The 19939-nt window shown below is 68.8% G+C and carries 18 protein-coding genes; 8 read left to right on the top strand and 10 right to left on the bottom strand.

The annotated features are described in order from the left end of the window. The first annotated feature begins 61 nt into the window (after positions 1-61). Positions 62-1051, top strand: a complete 990-nt coding sequence (locus RM423_RS02965) for a class I SAM-dependent methyltransferase (protein WP_311421507.1) — start codon at positions 62-64, stop codon at positions 1049-1051. Positions 1052-1179: 128 nt separating this feature from the next. Continuing rightward, positions 1180-2208, top strand: coding sequence for a class I SAM-dependent methyltransferase (locus RM423_RS02960; RefSeq protein WP_311421506.1), 1029 nt, complete (start codon positions 1180-1182; stop codon positions 2206-2208). A gap of 97 nt (positions 2209-2305) precedes the next feature. Here the strand turns inward: RM423_RS02960 and RM423_RS02955 are convergent, their stop codons facing one another. From RM423_RS02955 to rfbB, 10 genes are all read right to left on the bottom strand, one after another. Beyond that, the gene (locus RM423_RS02955; protein WP_311421505.1) at positions 2306-2698 is read right to left on the bottom strand and encodes a type II toxin-antitoxin system VapC family toxin; all 393 of its coding nucleotides are present in this window, start codon (positions 2696-2698) and stop codon (positions 2306-2308) included. Further along, the gene (locus RM423_RS02950; RefSeq protein ID WP_311421504.1) at positions 2695-3174 is read right to left on the bottom strand and encodes a FitA-like ribbon-helix-helix domain-containing protein; all 480 of its coding nucleotides are present in this window, start codon (positions 3172-3174) and stop codon (positions 2695-2697) included. The genes RM423_RS02955 and RM423_RS02950 overlap by 4 nt, the downstream gene beginning before the upstream one ends. A 126-nt stretch (positions 3175-3300) precedes the next feature. After that, positions 3301-5532 (bottom strand): glycosyltransferase, encoded by a 2232-nt coding sequence (locus RM423_RS02945; protein WP_311421503.1) that lies wholly within the window; start codon positions 5530-5532, stop codon positions 3301-3303. Positions 5533-5596: 64 nt separating this feature from the next. Then, a complete protein-coding gene (locus RM423_RS02940) occupies positions 5597-6766 on the bottom strand; it encodes an ABC transporter ATP-binding protein (protein ID WP_311421502.1) in 1170 nt (389 codons plus the stop codon). A gap of 7 nt (positions 6767-6773) precedes the next feature. Further along, positions 6774-7709: an ABC transporter permease gene (locus RM423_RS02935; RefSeq protein ID WP_311421501.1), complete on the bottom strand. Its 936-nt coding sequence runs from the start codon at positions 7707-7709 to the stop codon at positions 6774-6776. A gap of 135 nt (positions 7710-7844) precedes the next feature. Continuing rightward, a complete protein-coding gene (locus RM423_RS02930) occupies positions 7845-8831 on the bottom strand; it encodes a GDP-mannose 4,6-dehydratase (RefSeq protein ID WP_311421500.1) in 987 nt (328 codons plus the stop codon). Positions 8832-8836: 5 nt separating this feature from the next. After that, positions 8837-9823, bottom strand: a complete 987-nt coding sequence (locus tag RM423_RS02925) for a GDP-mannose 4,6-dehydratase (protein ID WP_311421499.1) — start codon at positions 9821-9823, stop codon at positions 8837-8839. Positions 9824-9911: 88 nt separating this feature from the next. Beyond that, positions 9912-11891, bottom strand: coding sequence for a SpoIID/LytB domain-containing protein (locus tag RM423_RS02920; RefSeq protein ID WP_311421498.1), 1980 nt, complete (start codon positions 11889-11891; stop codon positions 9912-9914). A gap of 239 nt (positions 11892-12130) precedes the next feature. Continuing rightward, positions 12131-13030 carry a dTDP-4-dehydrorhamnose reductase gene (gene rfbD, locus RM423_RS02915; protein ID WP_311421497.1) on the bottom strand — a complete coding sequence of 300 codons (900 nt, stop codon included), beginning with the start codon at positions 13028-13030 and terminating at the stop codon, positions 12131-12133. Continuing rightward, positions 13031-14035 (bottom strand): dTDP-glucose 4,6-dehydratase, encoded by a 1005-nt coding sequence (gene rfbB, locus RM423_RS02910; RefSeq protein ID WP_396327578.1) that lies wholly within the window; start codon positions 14033-14035, stop codon positions 13031-13033. It lies immediately after the preceding gene. Positions 14036-14184: 149 nt separating this feature from the next. Here rfbB and RM423_RS02905 point away from each other — a divergent pair, with 149 nt between their 5' ends. The 6 genes from RM423_RS02905 (at position 14185) to RM423_RS02880 (ending at position 19754) form a co-directional block, all read left to right on the top strand. Beyond that, positions 14185-16008 (top strand): LCP family protein, encoded by a 1824-nt coding sequence (locus RM423_RS02905; protein ID WP_311421495.1) that lies wholly within the window; start codon positions 14185-14187, stop codon positions 16006-16008. A 3-nt stretch (positions 16009-16011) separates the two neighbouring features. Beyond that, positions 16012-16776, top strand: coding sequence for a TIGR03089 family protein (locus RM423_RS02900; RefSeq protein ID WP_311421494.1), 765 nt, complete (start codon positions 16012-16014; stop codon positions 16774-16776). Between the two features lie 131 nt (positions 16777-16907). Beyond that, entirely contained in the window at positions 16908-17693 is a 786-nt protein-coding gene (locus RM423_RS02895) for a CoA transferase subunit A (RefSeq protein ID WP_311421493.1), read from the top strand. Further along, positions 17684-18328: a CoA transferase subunit B gene (locus RM423_RS02890; protein WP_311421492.1), complete on the top strand. Its 645-nt coding sequence runs from the start codon at positions 17684-17686 to the stop codon at positions 18326-18328. The genes RM423_RS02895 and RM423_RS02890 overlap by 10 nt, the downstream gene beginning before the upstream one ends. 15 nt (positions 18329-18343) lie before the next feature. Then, positions 18344-19261, top strand: coding sequence for a PAC2 family protein (locus tag RM423_RS02885; RefSeq protein WP_311421491.1), 918 nt, complete (start codon positions 18344-18346; stop codon positions 19259-19261). A 277-nt stretch (positions 19262-19538) separates the two neighbouring features. After that, positions 19539-19754 (top strand): hypothetical protein, encoded by a 216-nt coding sequence (locus RM423_RS02880; protein WP_311421490.1) that lies wholly within the window; start codon positions 19539-19541, stop codon positions 19752-19754. The last annotated feature ends 185 nt before the right edge of the window (positions 19755-19939 follow it).

Genomic DNA, 19939 nt, shown 5'->3' with positions numbered 1-19939 from the left:
TAAGGTATAGCCAACTACCGCACCGGCACCGCATACCCCGCCACCGCATGAAGGAGCTCCGTTGTCCGCCTCTGAAGCCGTTTCGATGCAGTCCAGCACAGAGCCTGTGTCCAGCGGTCACTACTCGGGCTCCGCGGACGGGACGGTGTGGTTCCGCTCGCACTTCGAGCAGGCAGCCGGCGAGGTCATCGACTTCCTCGGTGGTGACGGCATCTCGCTTGAAGGCAAGCGGGTAGCCGATGTCGGCTGCGGCGACGGCATCACCGACCTGGGTCTGGCCGTGCGCGCGAAGCCGGCCGGCCTCGTCGGCTTCGACGTCGTTCCCACCGACACGGCGGCGCTGAGCGAGCAGGCCGCGGCCTGCGATGTCCAGGAGCTGCCGGACAACCTCAGCTTCGTGACCTGTGGCGAGACCGGGCTGCCTGCCCCCGACGGCTCATTCGACTACGTGCTGAGCTGGTCGGCGTTCGAGCACATCCTCGACCCGGTGCCGGTGCTGCGCGACATCCGCCGGATCCTGACGGACGAGGGCGTGCTGTTCATCCAGCTGTGGCCCTTCTACGACTCCGCGCACGGCACCCACCTGGTGGATTGGTTCCCCGAGGGCTTCGCACAGTTCCACTACGACGACGATGAGATCCTGCGGCGGATGCGGGCGACCGGCAACCAGGACGCCGTGGCCGGCATGTACGAGGCCTACCGCACTCTGAACCGGATCACCGCCGACGGCCTGCACGCCGCCCTGCGCAAGGCCGGCTTCCGGGTCGTCAAGCTGGAGCTGCAGGCCGACGGGGCGCACATCCCGAGCGAGGCCGCCGACATCCCGCCCTCGCGCATCGGTATCAGCGGCATCAAGCTGCTCGCGGTCAAGGACGGGCCAGGCCCCGACGCGACGTCCGAGCCACAACCCGAGGCGGCCGCGCAACCCGCCCCGGCAGCCGCCGGTACCACGGCGCGGGTCAGGCACGCAGCGCTGCGGATCAGCCGTGGCGCGCTCCGCCGGCTGGACGACCGGCTGGAGCGGCTGCAGGTGGCAGACCGAGATCAGTGACACCGCCTCTGCCGTAGTCTCTACCGGGTACTCCGGTCGGGACCTATCCCCGTCCGGCACGGTCGCGGCCCCGTCGACGGCGCCCCAGCGGCGCGGTGGCCGCTGTTTCAGGAGGATTGCGCTAACCGATGTCAGAATCCGCGATCGACGCCCCGCCGCCCCCCAGCGGCTGTGACCATTTCTCCAAGTCGGTCGATCCCGAGGTGTGGTGGCGTGCCCACTTCGTCGACGCGGCCGGCGCGATCGTGGACTTCTTCGCCGGTGACGGCATCTCTCTCGAGGACAAGCGGATCGCCGACGTCGGCTGTGGCGACGGCATCATCGACCTCGGCGTGGCGGTGCGGGCCAAGCCTGAGCAGCTGGTCGGCTTCGACATCCTGGACAACGACGTCGACCTGCTGCAGCGTCGGGCGGCCCAGCACGCCGGCATCGAGACGCTGCCGCCGAACCTGTACTTCTCGACCAGTGAGACCACCCGGCTGCCTGCCGAGGACGACAGCTTCGACTACGTGATCAGCTGGTCGGCCTTCGAGCACATCGACGACCCGGTCGCGGTGCTGCGTGAGATCCGCCGAATCCTGCGTCCGATGGGGGTGCTGTTCATCCAGCTGTGGCCCTTCTACGACTCCGCGCACGGCACCCACCTGGTGGACTGGTTCCCCGAGGGCTTCGCGCAGTACCGCTATGACAACGCCGAGATCCTGCGCCGGGTGCGTTCCACCGGCTCGCAGGACATGGCTTCGGAGATGCTCGAGGTGTACCGGACGCTGAACGGCATCACCGCCGACGGCCTTCAGGACGCCTTGCGCCAGGCGGGCTTCCGGATCGTGAAGGTGGCCCTGGACTCCGAGGCGGTGCACATCCCGGTCGAGGCCGCCCACCTGCCGCTGTCCCAGGTGGCGATCAGCGGGATCAAGCTGCTCGCGATCGCCGAGGACGACGAGGCTGGGGCCTCAGCCGCATCGGACGGCGGCGCAGCATCGGACGGCGCAGGCCCAGCCGGTACAGCCGGCGCAGGTCCAGCCGGTACAGAGTCAGCCGGCGCAGAGTCGGCCGGCTCAGCGATGGACGGTGCGGTCACGGGTGCCGCGCGGGCCCAGGTCGGTCAGACCGGAGCCGAGAGTGACGAGGCCGAGGGCGGCGAGCTCGCGGTCTGACAGCCGCATTCCCGAGGCGGTGGCGCAGGCCATGATCGCAAGAACGGTCGCGGGTAGGTCCGTTCACGACAGCGTCTGATCGACGCGAGCCCGGCGGTCAACTGACGAGCGTGATCGTGCAGTGAGTGCGGGGCGCGGCGGCGAGGCGTCGATCGGCCGTCAGCAGGCCGCACCCGAGGTGCTCGGCCAGTGCCACGTAGGGGGCGTCGTACGCGCTCACGTTCGCGCGAAGCTCGTAGACCCGACCCATGAGCGGCAATGTCGGGTACCGCTCGATGGGCAGGTCGGCCAAATCGTCGAGCGCGGCCGCGAAGCGACGCACCGAGAGCGACTTGGCCAGCCAATGCCGACGCAGCACAGACGCCACCTCGACGTTGATCAAATCCGGCGCAGCCAACTCCTGATCGACGACAGCAGTCCGGGCACGTGCGCCATCGCCGCCGTCATCGGCCAACAGGTTGACCAGCACGGAGGCATCGAGGACGATCACCGCCGCTCGTGAGCCAAGTCCTCGACCGCCTGGGCGAAGCCGATCCGCCCACCCGAACGACGTTCGATGCGAGCCAGCACCTCGTCCATCGCCGGCCGCTCCGCCAACCGCCGTAACTCGCCGGACAGATACTGCTGCAACGACAAACCGCGCGCTGCGGCACGCTCCTGCAACACAGCGTGAATCGGTTCGGGCAGATCGCGGACCAACACATTCGGCATGCTTACATAGTGCAAGCATGATGCCAGGTCCCGCAACCCCACGCAGCCAGTCGGCCAGGCGCAGTCCGCGGCACGCTGCTCGCAAAGGTCGACGGTCTGCTGCGCGAACTGCCTCAGGTCGCGCACCGTCACCGGGCGCGACGACGTCCGCTCGTCGCTGATGAGCTGATGTCGGACGTACTCACCTCGCGTGAGACCGAGTCGTTGGGCGCACGCGTCGAGCGCGGTCAGCACCTCGTCGGAGACGTCGTACACATCGGTACACACGAGAACTGAAACGACCGATGTCAATCATGCCAACGAACGCAGGTAGGCCAGCAAATCCGGCCCGGCAGGCAGTTTTCAGCGATCGCCGAAATCGCCCTCCATGAGCCGGAGGCCTTACAGGGCTCGCCGCAACCGGCCGAGTCCCTGGCGAACAGCGACCTGGCGCTTGGAACCCGGCGGCACCAGCTTCACCCGCAGCGCCGGGTGCGCGATGGCCCAGTTGATGCCGACATCGAGCACCTTGCGCGACGTCGAGGGCGCCATATTGGCGAAGTTCGCCTCGGACACGAACGCATAGCCGAGCTCGCCGCGGACGACCGCGACCCGGCACGCGGGCCGCTCGGTGACCGCCATCAGGACCTCGAACACGTCGTCGGCGACGCGGTCCCAGGTGAACTCCGCCCCCTTCTCCAGGATCTGGTCGACGACCTTCTGGCCGGCACCGGACTCCTCGAGCAGCGTGCGCGCGGTGACGGCCACGGCGGCGGCATCGAACTCGTCGATGGTGGGAAGGTCCGCGGGCAGCACCTCGGCTAGTGAGCCCTGCCGGGTGGACAGCGTCGGAACCCCGTAGTGGGCGGCCTCGAAGGGAACCAGACCGAAACCCTCTGAGATCGTCGGGTACAGCACCAGGCCGGTGTTCTGGTACAGCCAGACCTTCTCGGCCTCGCTCACCATGCCGAGAGTGACCACGTACGGCGCCAGCGCAGGGTGCTCCAGCAGGAACTTGGCCTCGTCCGCCAGTGAGGAGCCGTCGGGTGGCTGTGCCCCGGCCAGCACCAGCGAACCGCGCCAGCCGAGCTCGTGCAGCTCCGCCAGGACGGCCAGGGCGAAGAGCCGGTTCTTGTGCAGGTAGGACACGCCGAGGCAGAGCAGGAAGCCGTTCTGCAACTCGTCGAGGCCGCCCGGTCGCACCGAGGTCTCGGCGACCAGGGTGGTGTGCTCGGTGCCGCAGTAGATCACCTTGTTGGGCTTGTCCTCGGGCAGCAGTCCCTCGGCCCGGGCGGCGTCGCGGGAGTGGTGGCTCAGGTACGTCAGGCCGTCGACCGCGAAGGCAGCGATCTTGGCCAGGTCCCGGTAGCCCCGCCAGTCACCGTCCGCGGCGAAGTAGGCAGCGTCGTGGTAGGCGATCAGGTCGAGCTGGTTGACGACCACCCGCTCCCCCACGCTCTGCAGCCACTGCACCTCGTCGTTGCCGCGCACCTGGTACGGGCGGTAGACGACGTGCGCCTTGGCACCACCCCAGGGCGTGAACCCGTGCGCCTGCCGGATGGTGATCTTCGGCTGTCCGCTGAAGGCGTTGGAGACGTACTCGGGAACCTGGACCGGGGTGTACACGATGACCTCGTGCACGTCGGCGCGCTTGGCCAGCGCACGGGCGGTCTCGACCACCACGATCTGGGTACCGGCCGGTAGCGGGCCGAGGCACATGCCGTCGATCGCCACGACCAGGCCCTGCAGGGACCGCCGCGCGGCGAGCAGCGCTGCCGCCAGCGGCGAGAAGTCATCGGCGGCGACTCGGCGGACCCACGGGCCGTAGTAGGGGTAGCGGTTCTGGATGATCTGCTCGTGCTCGAACTTGCGCTTCTCCATCGCTGCGGAGCGCCCGAAGCTCGACCCGCCCTTGTGGAACACGAAGACGTCGTCGGCCACGATGTGCTCGAAGCCGGTGGCGAGCGCGCGCTGGCTGAAGTCGACCTCTTCGCCGTAGCCGGGCGAGAAGGCCGGGTCGAACAGTCCGACCACGTCCAGGACGGTGCGCTTGACGTACGTGCAGTGTCCGATCGCGGTGGGAATCCGGGGCCGCAGCCGGGGCGAACCCGCCGCGACCCGCCGGGCCGCCTCGTCCACCGACAGGCCGCCGGGGACCTCGTCGGTGGCGACATTGCGCCGTGGCACGGACACGATGGTGCCGTGGTTGGTGAGCGCCGTGACGGTGGCGACGGTGGAGGACGAGTACGCCGCCTCCCGCATCCTCCTCAGCCACTCGGGGCCGACGATCACATCGCTGTTGAGAATCACGATGTCCGAGCGGCCGGCCGCCTCGAAGGCGTCGTTCATGGTGAGCAGGAAGCCCTTGTTGGAGATCTGCTCCAGCACCACGACGTCGTGCGCCGGGGCGGCCTTGGCGAAGACCTCGCGCAGCACCTCGAACGGGCGGCGGTCCCAGCCGCGGTCGTCCACCACGAGCAGCGGAACGTCGGCCGGCGTGTTGCGGAAGTACGCCTCGTAGCAGCGCACCACGTCGTCGTAGGAGTTGAACACCGGCACGATGACCACCGGCTGGTCGCCCGCAGGGAGCAGGCTCCGGGCCTCGGCGGGGGTGCGGGCTTGGTACAGGCTCATTACGCGCGGTTCCTTCGGTCAACGCCGTCGAGACGGCACGGCTCAGGGCGGGCAGATCGGCGGCTCATTCGATCTCGATCTTCGGGCTGAGTGCAAGCACTCCTGGGTCGGTCGAGGTGTTGGCGACCTGGAACGAGGTCGCCCTGTCGATGCGGTGGTAGTCGCGGCCCATCTTCGGGTGCACCGCCACCGTCACGAAATACTGGCCCTCTGACACCGGCAGCTGGTCGAAGCGGAACCGCACGGTGCGAGTGCCCCGCAGCGTCCCCACCTCGAGGTTCTGCAGCACGGTATTGGTGCCGTAGATCAGCAGGCCGGACGCGTCGGTGAGCGCGATGCCGAAGGCCCAGTCGTCCACCAGGGTCTCGGCGGCCAGCTCGAACTCGACGCCGAGGGTATCGCCGACGTCATAGTGGTTGGCCGATTTGCCGGAGCTGTCGACCGTACGGACCTTCGAGATGGTGATCAGGTGGTCGTGGGACTCCTGCTCGACGTGATCCTCTTCGGCGTTGGCCTCGCGGAAGTGCCGGACCGCCTCACCGGGCGAGCCGTCCACGATCAGCGAGCCGGACTCCAGCAGCACCACCCGGTCACACATCTGGCGAACCTGCTCCAGGCTGTGCGTGACCAGGATGATTGTCCGTCCGTCGCCCTGGAACTGCTTGATGCGGTCCAGGCACTTGCGCTGGAACGGCTCGTCGCCCACAGCCAGCACCTCGTCCACCAGCAGGATCTCCGGGTCGACGTGGATGGCGACGGCGAAGGCCAGCCGGACGTACATGCCCGAGGAGTAGAACTTCACCTGGGTGTCGATGAACTGCTCGATGCCCGAGAAATCGACGATGGAGTCGAAGTACAGGTCCGTCTGGGCTCGGGTCAGCCCCAGGATCGAGGCATTGAGGTAGACGTTCTCGCGCCCGGTCAGGTCGCCGTGGAAGCCCGCCCCCAGCTCCAGCAGCGCCGCCAGCCGGCCCCGCCGCTCGACATAGCCGCTGGTGGGCGTGAGGATGCCACCGATGATCTTGAGCAGCGTGCTCTTGCCGGAGCCGTTGCCGCCGATCAGGCCCAGGGTGTGGCCCGGGTGGACCTCGATGTTGATATCGCGCAGCGCCCAGAACTCCTCGGCGTTGGCGCGACTGCGGCGGGCGTTGACCAGGCGCTCCTTGAGCGACTTGTCCTTGCGGATGACGAACTTCTTCGAGACATCGGCGATCCGGATGACGGGAGCGCTCACCGCCGGATCAGAGCTCCTGCGCGAAGTTGCCCTGGGCCTTCGCGAACACGCGCTGGGCGAGCCAGAAGAAGGCCAGGCCGATGACCAGCAGCAGGCCGAGCCGGCCATAGACGTTGCCGTCGAACTCGAACTCGGTGCCCTGCCCCTGCGGCCAGAAGAACTTCTGGAAGCTGAACACCACCGGGGCCATCGGATTCATCAGGTACGCCTGGTACAGCGGCCGCGGCAGCGTGCGCCCTACCCGGCTGACGTTGTAGATGATCGGGGTCACCCAGAACCACAGCATCAGCACGACGGTGATCAGGTGCTGGACGTCGCGCAGGTAGACGTTCGCGGCGGCAAGCAGCATGCCGAACGCGGATGCCCACACCACCAGCACCAGCAGGCCCAGCAGCGGCAGCGGCAGCTTGGCGAGGTCGGGCCACTGATGCGACGAGATCCCGGCCAGCACGTCGGCCGCCAGCAGGATCACCAGCTGGAAGCCGAAGTTGACCAGTGCCGCGCCGGTCGCGGCGAGCGGGAAGAGCTCGCGCGGGAAGTACACCTTCTTGACCAGGCCGGCGTTGTAGACCACGGACGTGGTGGCGGTGCTCAGGACCTCGGAGAACAGCGTCCAGACGGCGAGGCCGCAGAAGATGTAGACGCCGTACGCCGGGATAGCGCCGGCCCCCAGGAACTTGCCGATGACGAGCCAGTACACACCGAGTTGCACGAGTGGCAGTAGCAGGCTCCACACGAACCCGAGGACGGAGTCCTTGTACTTGATCTTGAGCTCTTTGCGGACCAGGTTGCCCAGCAGCTCGCGGTACTGCCACACCTCGCGCACGGTGCCGCCGAAGCCACGGAAGAAGGTACGTGGCGCGTTCACCCGCTGCAGCGGAGAGTCGTTACCCCCCGGAGCGGTGCGCTCCAGTGGTTGTGCCTTGACACCTGCTGCAGTCATGGTCCTCATTCATCGACAATATGGACATGCTGTTCTGCGAGCATGCATTCAGCTGCGGCGCAGCGTCACATCACCGCACTACCGACGCCGCCATGATACCGAGCAAACCTGGCCGGAGCCGACCAGCGACGCCCGTCAGAGCGCCGCGAGATCCGCCTCCACCATGGCCGCGACGATCTCGTGGAACCCCTTGGTCGGTGCCCAGCCGAGCGTGGCGCGCGCCCTGGTCGCGTCCCCACGCTGCTCCGGGGCGTCGCCGGGCCGGGCGAACGCGGGGTCCAGCGCCACCCGGTGCTGCCAGTCCGCGACGCCGGCCCGCTCGAAGGCGGCTGCCACGAACTCCCCGACGGTGTGCGACTCCCCCGTCGCAATCACATAGTTCCCGGCTGCATAGCGCTCCGGCGAGTCCGGGTCGGTGTGCCGGACGGCGCGCACCATCGCGTCCACGTAGTCCGGTGCCCAGCCCCAGTCCCGGCGCACGTCCAGGCTGCCGAGTACCAGCTGATCCTGCAGGCCGGCCGAGATGCGGGCGGCTGCCACGGTGATCTTGCGGGTGACGAACGCCTCGGGCCGGCGCGGTGACTCGTGGTTGTAGAGGACCACCGTGCTGGCGGCCAGGCCGCGCTCGCGGTAGATGCCGGTCATCTGGTGGGCGTAGGCCTTCGCGGCGCCGTACGGCGTGCTCGGCCGCACCGGCGTCAGCTCGGTCTGTGGCACCTCGGCGGGGTGTCCGAAGATCTCGGCACTGGAGGCCTGCAGCACCCGCACCGGCCGGCCGGTCGCGTTCTGCAGCAGCCAGCAGGCCTCGAGAATGCCGACCGCGCCCACGCCGGTGACTTCGGCGGTGAGCGTGGGGTGCTGCCACGAGAACGCCACCGAGCTGATACCCCCCAGGTTGTAGACCTCGTCGGGCTCGAGTTCGGCGATCAGGGACTGGGTGAATCCGGTGTCGGCCAGGTTGCCCTCGTGCAGCGTGACCTCGGGGCACCGCGAGCTCAGCGCGCCGGCCTGGGCGTCGCGCGCCTGCACCAGACCGTGCACGTCCCAACCCTCGGCCACCAGCCGCTCGGCCAGGTAGCCGCCGTCCTGGCCGGTGACCCCGGTGACCAATGCGGTGGCCATCGGGCTCACTTTCCGGCGAGCGCGCGCTGTTCGGCGAGGTCGGCGTCCACCATCATCTCGACCAGCTCCGCGAAGCTGACCGTCGGCTTCCAGTCGAGCTTGTCGTGTGCCTTGGCCGGGTCGCCGATGAGCAGGTCCACCTCGGCCGGACGGAAGAAGCGCGGGTCCTGCAGCACCAGCGGCTCCCAGGCCTCGATGCCGACCCGGCGGAAGGCGATATCCAGGAACTCCCGGATGGAGTGGGTCTCGCCGGTGGCGACCACGTAGTCGTCGCCGGCGTCCTGCTGCAGCATCCGCCACATCGCGTCGACGTAGTCGCCGGCGAAGCCCCAGTCGCGCTTGGCGTCGATGTTGCCCAGGGACACGGTCTCGTCGAGGCCGAGCGAGATCCGGGCGACGGCCTGGCTGATCTTGCGGGTGACGAACTCCGGGCCGCGGCGGGGCGACTCGTGGTTGAACAGGATGCCGGACGAGGCGTGCATGCCGTAGGACTCACGGTAATTGATGGTCATGTAGTGCCCGTAGACCTTGGCGACGCCGTACGGCGAGCGCGGCCACAGCAGCGTCGACTCCCGCTGCGGAACCTGCTGGACCTTGCCGAACATCTCGGAGCTGGACGCCTGGTAGAAGCGCACCTTGCCGATGTCCTCGCCCGCGTACAGCCGGGTGGCCTCGAGCATGTTGAGCACGCCCATGCCGGTGACGTCCGAGGTGAGCCGGGCGTTCTCCCAGGAGTAGGCGACGAACGAGATCGCGCCGAGGTTGTAGACCTCGTCCGGCTGGGCCTGGGAGTACGCGCGGATCAGGCTGGACAGGTCGGTGAGGTCACCGGTCAGCAGCTTCACGCCGGGCAGTTCCCGCTCGACCATCGCGCGCTTGGGATTGTTCTGCCCGCGGATGAGGCCGAAGACCTCATACCCCTTGCCCAACAGCAGCTCGGCCAGGTAAGGCCCGTCCTGTCCGGTGATACCGGTTATCAGCGCGCGGGGCATGAGCGACCTTTCACGTGCGGGGAGCACGAACCAATCGGAACCGACCGGCCGGGGAGGACCGGCGTGCACGGCAAGGGTACCGGCTCGCTCAGTAGTGCCGCCCGACGCCGACCGAGTCCTTGCCGTCGCGGTTCCAGTCGCCGGCCATCGGCAGGTCGCCGGCCAGGCCGAAGCGGGTGTAGACCGACGTCCGGCCACCGAGGGTGTTGGTCAGCGCGAACAGGTTGCCCCGCTGCTGCACGCCGTAGCTGTCGGAGCCGTTGCCGTCCCAGTCGCCGGCGACCGGCAGGTCCGCCCCGATCCCGAAGTGGTACTTCAGCCGGGGCGCGCCGGGCGACAGCGAGTTCACCAGGTAGAAGTCCGCATGCTTGGAGTCATAGACGCCGAGGGTGTCCCTGTGGTCGCCGTTCCAGTCACCGGCCACGGCCAGGTAGCCGGCGCCGCCCAGCTGCACCTGGAGAACGGGGCTGGCCGACGTCCGGGCATTGGTGTTGAGCAGGTAGAACCGGGCGGTCGAGGGACGGAACACGCCGACGGTGTCGGTGCCGTCACCGTTCCAGTCCCCGCACACCGGCTTGTCCTGCGGAGCCCCCAACTTCACCGTGCGCAGGGCGCCCCCGGGCCTGGTGGAGTCGCGGATGTAAAAGGTCGAGTTGCTGGAGCGGTACACCGCGCCGGTGCTGGTGCGATCGCCGTTGAAATCGCACGCCAGCGGCACGTCCTTGGGCGCGCCGAAGGCCTGGGCGATGTTCGTCGCGGGAGCGGTGAGCGAGTTCGTGTAGTAGAGCGTCGGCGTGCCGGCCGGAGCCGGCGGCTTGGGCGCGGTGGGCGGTGCCGCAGGCTGGGTAACGCTGAACCAGTCCGAGAGCAGCCCCAGCTCGTACTGGAAGTCGGTGCCGCTGACGGTGACCGTGCGCGACGTCCCCTTGACGGTGGCGGTCAGCACCCGGCCGCCACCGGCACCGAGGCCGTTGCGGGTCATGGTGATGGACGTCAGGGTGCCGACCCCGAAGGTGCTGGCCACGGTGCTGGCAGGCAGCGACTTCGACCAGTCGTGGTTGGGCGAGGCGTCATCGCCGAGGTCCTGCACGGCCGGGAAGTTGCCGCCGGCGGTCCAGCCGCCGGTGGACGAGCTGTACTCGGCCGAGATGATGCCGCCCGAGCCGTTCACCAGCACCTTGCCGGCGGTCGTGCTGACGGCGGTGTTGGTCCGGCTGTCCTCGACGGACGAGCCGTTCAGGCCGGCGCCGCCGTACACCTGGCAGCTCTGCGAGTCACAGATCTTGGCCCAGCCGTAGCGGTTCTGCACCGAGGCGTAGGACCGGGCGGCCACCGCCTGGGACTGCAGCGCCGCGATTCCCCTACCCCCCGCGCTGTCACCCCAGGACGCCGGCGACTCCCGGGGTACCACGCCGCGCAGGTAGTCCTCCATCGCCAGCAGGTTCACCACCCGGTTCAGGCCGTTGCCCGAGATCAGCGACAGCGAACCGCGGTAGCTGCGCTTCGTGCCGTCCGAGGAGCAGATGGTGAGCATCTGCGACAGCGAGGCGGGCGCGGCCACCGTGGACGCGATCGCCCCGGCGGTCACGCTCTTGACGGCCGACCAGGTCTTGCCGCAACCCGCGCTCGTCACCAGCTGGTACTTGCCACCAGACAGGCTGAGCCGGGCCGCGCCCCCGGCGGCCACCTTGACGCCACCCGTGGTGAACGCGCTGCCCGAGGTGACGGTGACCGAGCCGGCCCCGTCCCATGCCGAGAGGTCCACGCTGAGAGGGCCGTAGTTCTTGGTGGCCAGCCTCGTCCCGCCGTAGTAGTGCCCGAGGATCTGGGAGTACCTCCAGCCGTATTCGGTGGCATAGCCGTACGCGCCGTACTGCCCCATGCCGCGGCCGTGCCCGTAGCCGTGGCCGGTGAGCTGGACGGTGCTGCTGGGCCATGCCATCGCCGGTGCCGGGTGGACCACCAGCGTGATGGCGGCGCACGAGAGCACGACCGCCCCGACCGCGACGGCTCTGCGGACGCGCGGGTGGCTTCGGGTCGGGAACGTGCGCTGGAGCGGGAACGTCAAGAGTCACCTCAGGCGGCATCGGAAGTGCTGTTTCGGGGGTGCTGTTTCGGCGGTGCTGCTACTACCACATCGGACGCTCGAATCGGCGCATTAGGCTCCGCTGGGCATGGCTCGATGACGGTGCCCGAATTCCGGCAACCTGGCGCTGGGCTTACTCGGTCCGCGTCCCTGGCGTTCGACCTGCTCACGGTGCGCCCGGGCGCACCGTGAGCAGGTCGAAGTGGCTGGCGTGGAGCAGCTCAGCCAGCAGCCGGTCGGTACGCGGCGGCGTCCTCGGCGAAGGCGTGGCGGAGCGCATCCCGCCAGTGCGGCATCGGGGTCAGGCCCGCGCCGAGCCACCCGCTGGCCGACAGCACCGAGTACGCCGGCCGGGGCGCCGGCCGCGGGAACTTGTCGCTGGTGGTGGGAAGGACCCTTGCCGGGTCCGCGCCGAGCTCCTCGAAGATCGCCCGGGTGAAGCCGTGCCAGGTGGTGTCCCCGCTGCCGGTGCAGTGGTAGGTGCCGGGCGCCGCGCCGGAGCGGGCCAACTCGACCAGGCCGCGGGCCAGATCGGCCGACCAGGTCGGTGAGCCGCGCTGGTCGTCCACCACCTGCACGGTCTCGTGCGCGCTTTCCAGCCGGACCATGGTCTTGACGAAGTTCGCGCCGCTGGCGCCGTACACCCACGCGGTGCGGACCACGTAGCTCAGGTCGGGGGCGAGCTCACGCACCGCCAGCTCACCGGCCAGCTTCGTCCGGCCGTACGCCGAGCGTGGATCGGTAGGCGCGTCCACCCGGTAGGGCTCGCGGGCGTCGCCGGAGAAGACGTAGTCGGTGGATACCTGGACCAGCCGCGCCCCGGTCCGGTTCGCGGCGGCTGCCAGCAGGGCCGGTCCGGAGGCATTGACGGCGAACGCGCGCTCCTCGTCCGTCTCTGCCTTGTCCACGGCGGTGTAGGCGGCGGCGTTGAGCACCACGGTCGGGTCGAAGTCGGTGAACGCGGCGGCGATCGAACGGCTGCTGGTGATGTCGAGCTGGGACGAGGACGCCGCCAGCACGTGCGAATCCGGAACGCCCTGGTCGCGCAGCACGCGTGCCAGGTCACTGCCCAGCTGTCCGCCCGCGCCGGCGATCAGCCAGCGGGGGGTGTCGCGGGGCACTCAGACCTTCTCGATGTGGGCGACCGCCGCGCGCTCCTTGAGCGGCTCCCACCAGTCGCGGTTGTCCTTGAACCACTGGACGGTCAGCGCCAGGCCCTCTTCGAAGCTCACCTGCGGAACGTAGCCGAGCTTGCCGATCTTGGAATAGTCCACGGCGTAGCGCAGGTCGTGGCCGCCACCGCGCGGATCGGTGATCTGCTGCACGTAGGACCAGTCCCGGCCCGTCGCGGCGAGCAACTGCTCGGTGAGCTCGCGGTTGGACAGCTCACGGCCGCCGCCGATGTTGTAGAACTCCCCCGGCTCGCCCTTCTCTGCGACGAGCTGGATGCCGCGGCAGTGATCGGCCACGAACAGCCAGTCCCGGACGTTGGCTCCCTCGCCGTACAGCGGGACCTTCTGGCCGTCCAGCAGGTTCGTCACGAACAGCGGGATGACCTTCTCGGGAAAGTGGTAGGGCCCGTAGTTGTTGGAGCACCGGGTGATCGAGATGTTCAGTCCGTAGCTCTTGGCATAGGCGCGGGCGATCAGGTCGGAGCCGGCCTTCGCGGCGGAGTAGGGCGAGTTGGGCTCCAGCAGGTGGTCCTCGGTCCAGGCACCCTCGTCGATCGAGCCGTACACCTCGTCGGTGGAGATGTGCACGACCCGGCCGACGTCGTGGCGCAGGGCAGCGTCGAACACCTGTTGCGCGCCCAGGACGTTGGTCTGGATGAAGTCGGCGGCACCGGTGATGGAGCGGTCGACATGGGACTCGGCCGCGAAATTGATCACCACGTCATGGCCGGGTAGCGCGGCGTCCAGGTCGGCGGCGCTGCAGATGTCACCGCGCACGAAGTGGTAGCGCGGGCTGTGCGCCACCGGCTCCAGATTCACCAAATTGCCGGCGTAGGTCAGCTTGTCGAAGACGGTGACCTCGGCCCCCGCGTAGGCCGGATACTGGTCGTTCAGAAGCTCCCGGACGTACTGGGAACCGATGAACCCAGCACCGCCGGTGACGAATACGCGCATGCGGGTCATCGTTCCACACCGAGGTTCAGCCGCTCGGCGGTGTTCAGCCGCGCCGACCGTCGGAGCACCGGAATGGTTGACCGCTTGTCGGACTCGCGCGCCGCTGTTTCTGCCGAATCGCACAGGTCGGCGCCGTTAGACTCCCCGGCGTGCCTTCGAACTACGACCCGTCAGCCGACCGCCCCCGAAACGCGGGACGTGCCGGTGGGCCCGGAAACGGCGGCCTGCCTCCCGAGCTCGATCCGCGCCGTGGCCGCACGCCGTCCCGCCGGAGCGCCGGCGTGGCGGGTCCCAAGGTCCCACCCGGTGCGAGTGCGGCGCTCCCCGCTGAGCTGGACCCGCGCGGCCGCCGAAGCGCCGGCGCGGCGGGTGTTGGCAGCGCGGCGGGTCTTGGCGGGCCGTCCGGCGGTTCCGGCCGGCAGCGCTCCGACGCCGCGCGGGGCGCGCTACTCGGCGTCAAGGTGCTGGCCGGAGTGCTCTCGCTACTGGTGCTGGTGGGCAGCGGGTATGCCTGGGCGACCTACCGCAACTTCACCGCCAACATCGTCCGGGTGAACGCGATCACCCCGGCAGCCGACGCCGGCGGCGGGACCGGCGCGGGCGGAATCGACGGCGCGGACCAGAACATCGTCATGGTCGGCAATGACGACCGCGACAGTGCCACCGACGCCGAGCTCGCGCAGCTCGGCACGACGCGGGACGGTGGCAGCTACAACACCGACACCATGATGCTGCTGCACCTGCCCGCCGACGGCACCAAGGCGACGGCGATCTCGTTCCCCCGGGACTCCTACGTCACCATCCCCGGCCACGGCAAGAACAAGCTGAACGCCGCGTACCCGATCGGCATCGCGGCCTCGCACGGTGACAAGGCCGCCGGCGCGCGCCTGCTGGTGCAGACCATGGAGAAGCTCACCGGGCTGCACATCGACCACTTCGTCCAGGTGGATTTGATCGGCTTCTACCGCATCTCGACCGCGATCGGCGGGGTGAACGTGTGCCTCAACCGGGCGATGGGGCCGGCGCCCAACGGGCAGATCGGCGTCGGCTACGACTCCGGCACCGAGCCCGACGGGACGTTCGTCCCGAACTACTCGGGCATCGATCTGAAGAAGGGCATGAACAAGAACGTCAAGGGCAAGCAGGCGCTGGCCTTCGTCCGGCAGCGGCACGGCTTTCCCGATGGTCAGGGCGACCTCGACCGGATCAAGCGTCAGCAGTACTTCCTGTCCGCGGTGTTCCGCAAGATCTCCTCGGCCGGGACGCTGCTCAACCCGCTGAAGCTGCAGAGCCTGCTCAAGGCGGTGTCTACCTCACTGCAGATGGACGACTCCCTGGAACCGACCAAGCTCGCGCAGCAGATGCAGAACCTGCAGGCCGGCAACTTCACGTTCACCACGATTCCCACCGCTGGTTACGCCGACGAGCAGATCGACGGGGCGACCCAGAGCACCGTCGTGGTCAACGCCGACGCGATGCGGGATTTCATCGACAACCTGATCGGCGACGGCCCGGTGACCGCGCTGAAGAATGCCACGGCAGCGTCCCCGGAGTCGGTGACGGTCCAGGTCATCAACGACACGAACAACAACGGCATCGAGACCGCCAACGCAAAGGCGCTGCAGCAGGCCGGCTTCAACACCACGATCCCGGCCGCGACGTCGGACGTGCTGCCCAGGACGACCATCCGTTACGCCCCGGGACAGGAGAGCGCGGTGAAGGCGCTGCAGGCCCAGGTTCCGGGAGCGGTGCTGGTGCGCTCGCCGTCCGTCACCGGTGTGGCGCTGGTGCTGGGCGAGAACAGCCTCCAGGTCAAGAGCCTGATGCCCACGTCGGCCAAGGCGCCGAGCTCGGCATCGACTGGTTCGGCGGCGTCCGCTGGCTCGGCGGCTTCTGCTGGCTCGGCGGCTTCATCGGGGTCCTCCAGCGCCCCCGCGACCACCACCGCGGCCGACGCCGGCTGCATCGACTGACTCATGGCCGATCTCACTCCCGAGGCGCTTTTCTCGGCCCGCTTGGCGGCCGATCCGGGCGCTCCGCTGGTGACCTTCTACGACGACGAGACCGGCGAGCGGGCCGAGCTGTCGGCGAAGTCGCTCGGCAACTGGGTCGCCAAGACGCATTACCTGCTGCTGGACGAGCTGGCGCTGGCTCCGGGCGACCGGGCCTGCGTCCGGCTGCCGGTGCACTGGCTGGCGGCGCCGATCCTGCTCGGCTGCTGGTTCGCCGGCCTCGAGATCGTCACCGCTCCCGAGCAGGCCGGCGTGGTCTTCGCCGACGCCGACTCGCTGGCCGTTCTGGACCTCGCCGCGGCCGAGGACGTGTTCTCGGTGTCGCTGCTGAGCATGGCCAGGCCGTCCACCCCGCCGGCCGGGGCCAGTGACTACGCCACGTCCGTACGACCCATGCCCGACAGCTGGGCCACCGTGCGGGCCCAGGCCGGTCCCGAGGTGCCCGCGCTCGACGGCCTGAGCCGGGCTCGGCTGGCGGCTGCCGCGGCGGAGTCGGCTCAGCGGCTCGGCCTCGCCCAGGGCGGGCGACTGCTGTGGACGACCGACTGGAGCGGCGAATCTGCTGGTGGCGCCGGTGACCGGGCTGGTGCGTCCGCTGCCGAGAATGGTTGGACTGCTGCCCTGGTCGCCCCGCTGGCGGTGGGTGGATCGGTCGTGCTGGTGCGGCATCCGGACGAGTCCAGGACCGCGGCGAAGGCCCAGGCCGAGCACGCGACGGTCGTCCACTAACGCTCGTCCGGTCGGATATGAAGAGCCGTGTCGGTTTCGTCGCAGGCGCTGGCTAGAGTTCGTCGCGGTGGTTGGCACATGGCCGGGCGCGCCTCAGGGGTGCGCCCGCACTGCGAAGGAAGGCAGGCGGCGTGGACAAGGTGGTGGCAACGGCTGCCGAGGCGGTAGCCGACATCGGCGACGGGTCCTCGCTGGCGGTCGGCGGGTTCGGCCTGTGCGGCATCCCGCACGTACTCATCCAGGCCCTTTTCGAGCACGGCAGCGGCTCGCTCGAAACCGTGTCGAACAACTGCGGCGTGGACGAGGCCGGCCTCGGGGTGCTGCTCTTCGCAGGCAAGATCCGGCGGACCATCGGCTCGTACGTCGGTGAGAACCGCGAGTTCGCGCGGCAGTACCTGGCCGGTGAGCTGGAGCTGGAGCTGACCCCGCAGGGCACCCTGGCCGAGCGGCTGCGTGCCGGCGGCTCCGGCATTCCGGCCTTCTTCACGCCCGCGGGCGTCGGCACGATGGTGGCCGACGGCGGATTGCCGTGGCGGTACAACCCCGACGGCAGCGTCGCGATCGCCTCACCGCCGAAAGAGGTTCGCGAATTCAACGGACAGGCCTATGTTCTCGAAGAGGGCATCGTCGCCGACTTCGCGCTGGTCCGGGCCGCCAAGGGCGACCGGCACGGCAACCTGATCTACGACGCGGCGGCGCGCAACTTCAACCCGCTGTGCGCGATGGCCGGCCGGATCACCATCGCCGAGGTGGAGGAGCTGGTCGAGCCCGGTGAGCTGGACCCGGAACTGGTGCATACCCCCGGCGTCTTCGTGCAGCGGGTGGTCGAGGTGGGTGAGTCGGGCAAGCTCATCGAGAAGCGGACCGTGCGAGATCGCGCGGCTTCAGAAAGCGCAGGCGGATCGCGATGGCACTGACCCGCAACGAACTCGCGGCCCGAGTCGCCCGGGAGCTGCACGACGGCCAGTACGTCAACCTCGGCATCGGGTTGCCGACGCTGGTTCCCAACTATGTGGACCCGAGCATCACCGTCGTCCTGCAGAGCGAGAACGGCATCCTCGGCGTCGGGCCGTACCCGTATGACGAGGACGTCGACGCCGACCTCATCAACGCCGGCAAAGAGACGGTGACCGTGCTTGCGGGGGCGTCGTTCTTCGACTCCTCGCTGTCCTTCGGGATGATCCGGGGCGGCCACATCGACGTCGCGGTGCTCGGCGCCATGCAGGTTGCGGCCAACGGCGACCTGGCGAACTGGACCATCCCCGGCAAGATGATCAAGGGCATGGGCGGTGCCATGGACCTCGTCCACGGGGCCAAGAAGGTCATCGTGATGATGGAGCACGTGGCCCGTGACGGCACTCCCAAGATCGTCAAGGAGTGCTCGCTGCCGCTGACGGGGGCGCACTGCGTTCAGCAACTGGTGACCGACCTCGCGGTGATCGACGTGACCGCTGACGGCCTGGTGTTGCGCGAGGTCGCTCCGGGGGTCACCGTGGACGAGGTGCGCGCCGCCACCGAACCCGAGCTTGTCGTCGCCCTGTCCAACGGCTGAGCAGGAGGAACGACAGTGCTTGATCCAGCAGGGTTGTTCGACTTCGTCGATCCGCTGCCCGAGTTCGACAGTCCGGTACTGGTGCAGGCGATGGACGGCTTCGTTGACGCCGGTAACGGGTCGCGGCTGGCGCGGGCGCACCTGCTGTCGACGCTGGAATCGGAACTCGTCGTCACCTTCGACGTGGACCAGGTGCTCGACTACCGCGGCCGCCGACCCGAGATGCTGTTCGCGACGGACCACTGGGAGAGCTACACCGCGCCCCAGCTTGCGATCCACGCGCTGACCGACACGGCCGGCACCCGCTTCCTGCTGCTGTCCGGGCCGGAGCCGGACACCCAGTGGGAGCGGTTCTCGGCGGCGATCAAGCTGATCGTCGAGCGGTTGGGCGTCCGGCTGCTGGTGGGGTTGAACGCGATTCCGATGGGCGTGCCGCACACCCGGCCGTCGACGGTGATCGCACACGGCAGCCCGCCGTCACTGGTCGCCGAGTACAGCAACTGGCTCGGGACGGTGCAGGTGCCGGCCAGCGCGGGGCACCTGATGGAATTCCGGCTCGGCGAGACCGGGCTGGACTCGATGGGCTTCGCCGTGAACGTGCCGCACTACCTGGCGCACCTGGACTATCCGGCCGCTGCTGCCACGCTGTTGGAGTGCGTGGCGAAGGCTGGTGGCTTGGAGCTTCCGGTGTCGGTGCTCGACGAGGCCGCGATCGTGACGCGGGTGGACCTCGATGCCCAGGTGGCGTCGTCGGAACAGGTTGCGTCGGTTGTGCATGCGCTGGAGGCCCAGTACGACGAGATCGTGGCTGGACGCAGCCGGGGTCTGGTGGCTGATGGCGGACGACTGCCGACGGCGGACGAGATCGGCGCGGAGTTCGAGCAGTACCTGTCACAGCAGCCGGACGCCGGCGAGGACCCGCCTACCTCGTAGCCGACCTTATTGATTAGCCGCCCGCCGGAAAGGGTCAGTAGATGCTCGGCAAGTCGGCGACTTCTGTGACTCAACGGGCGCCATTTATTGCGGCGCCTTCCACCACGCTCGCTTTGCTGATGTTCGGTGGTGCCTTCGGGTTCATCATGGCAGTCATCAAGGGGCAGGGCGTCGGTCTGAGGTACGAGATCGGGAATGTCGGCAGTCTTTGGCTACTAATCCCCGCTTGGATCGGGCTGGCCAACCATATTCCACTGAGGGCTGCTGCTCGCACCTCGTGGTCGCGTGGGCCAGCCTGCTAGCGTTCTACTTCGCGGCTGATGGTCACACACTGTCGGCATGGGCGCACGTCTGGCACAACCGGATCTTCTTCCTGATCGTCGGCGGCCTCGCGGCAGCGCTGTTCTCCGCCGTAACTTCGATCGTGGCTACCAGGCGCCGGACGTACGGTTTACTTCCCCTCGGCCTGACGCTTCTAGTGTTGCGTGAATGAAGTAGCTGTACCTCGCGGTAGCATGGTGTATGTCGTTGACTGTTGCCGTGCAGATGCCCGCTGAGGACCGCGCCGAGTTGACCCGTTGGACGCGGACGCCGTCGCTGCCGGCGGGGTTGGCCCAGCGAGCGCGGATCGTGTTGCTGGCCGACGAGGGTGTCGGGACGAACGAGATCGTGCATCGG

The sequence above is a fragment of the Jatrophihabitans lederbergiae genome, assembly GCF_031845305.1.
GTDB classification, from domain to species: Bacteria; Actinomycetota; Actinomycetes; order Mycobacteriales; family Jatrophihabitantaceae; genus Jatrophihabitans_A; species Jatrophihabitans_A lederbergiae.
The sequence above is the reverse complement of the archived record's forward strand: the minus strand, read 5'-3'. Positions and strand labels throughout refer to the sequence as shown.

Excerpts from the sequence above, each read along its gene's own strand:
- RM423_RS02960 (WP_311421506.1), top strand. The coding sequence starts at position 1,180 with ATGTCAGAATCCGCGATCGACGCCCCGCCGCCCCCCAGCGGCTGTGAC.
- RM423_RS02945 (WP_311421503.1), bottom strand. The coding sequence starts at position 5,532 with ATGAGCCTGTACCAAGCCCGCACCCCCGCCGAGGCCCGGAGCCTGCTC.
- RM423_RS02935 (WP_311421501.1), bottom strand. The coding sequence starts at position 7,709 with ATGACTGCAGCAGGTGTCAAGGCACAACCACTGGAGCGCACCGCTCCG.
- RM423_RS02930 (WP_311421500.1), bottom strand. The coding sequence starts at position 8,831 with ATGGCCACCGCATTGGTCACCGGGGTCACCGGCCAGGACGGCGGCTAC.
- RM423_RS02925 (WP_311421499.1), bottom strand. The coding sequence starts at position 9,823 with ATGCCCCGCGCGCTGATAACCGGTATCACCGGACAGGACGGGCCTTAC.
- rfbB (WP_396327578.1), bottom strand. The coding sequence starts at position 14,035 with ATGCGCGTATTCGTCACCGGCGGTGCTGGGTTCATCGGTTCCCAGTAC.
- RM423_RS02900 (WP_311421494.1), top strand. The coding sequence starts at position 16,012 with ATGGCCGATCTCACTCCCGAGGCGCTTTTCTCGGCCCGCTTGGCGGCC.
- RM423_RS02890 (WP_311421492.1), top strand. The coding sequence starts at position 17,684 with ATGGCACTGACCCGCAACGAACTCGCGGCCCGAGTCGCCCGGGAGCTG.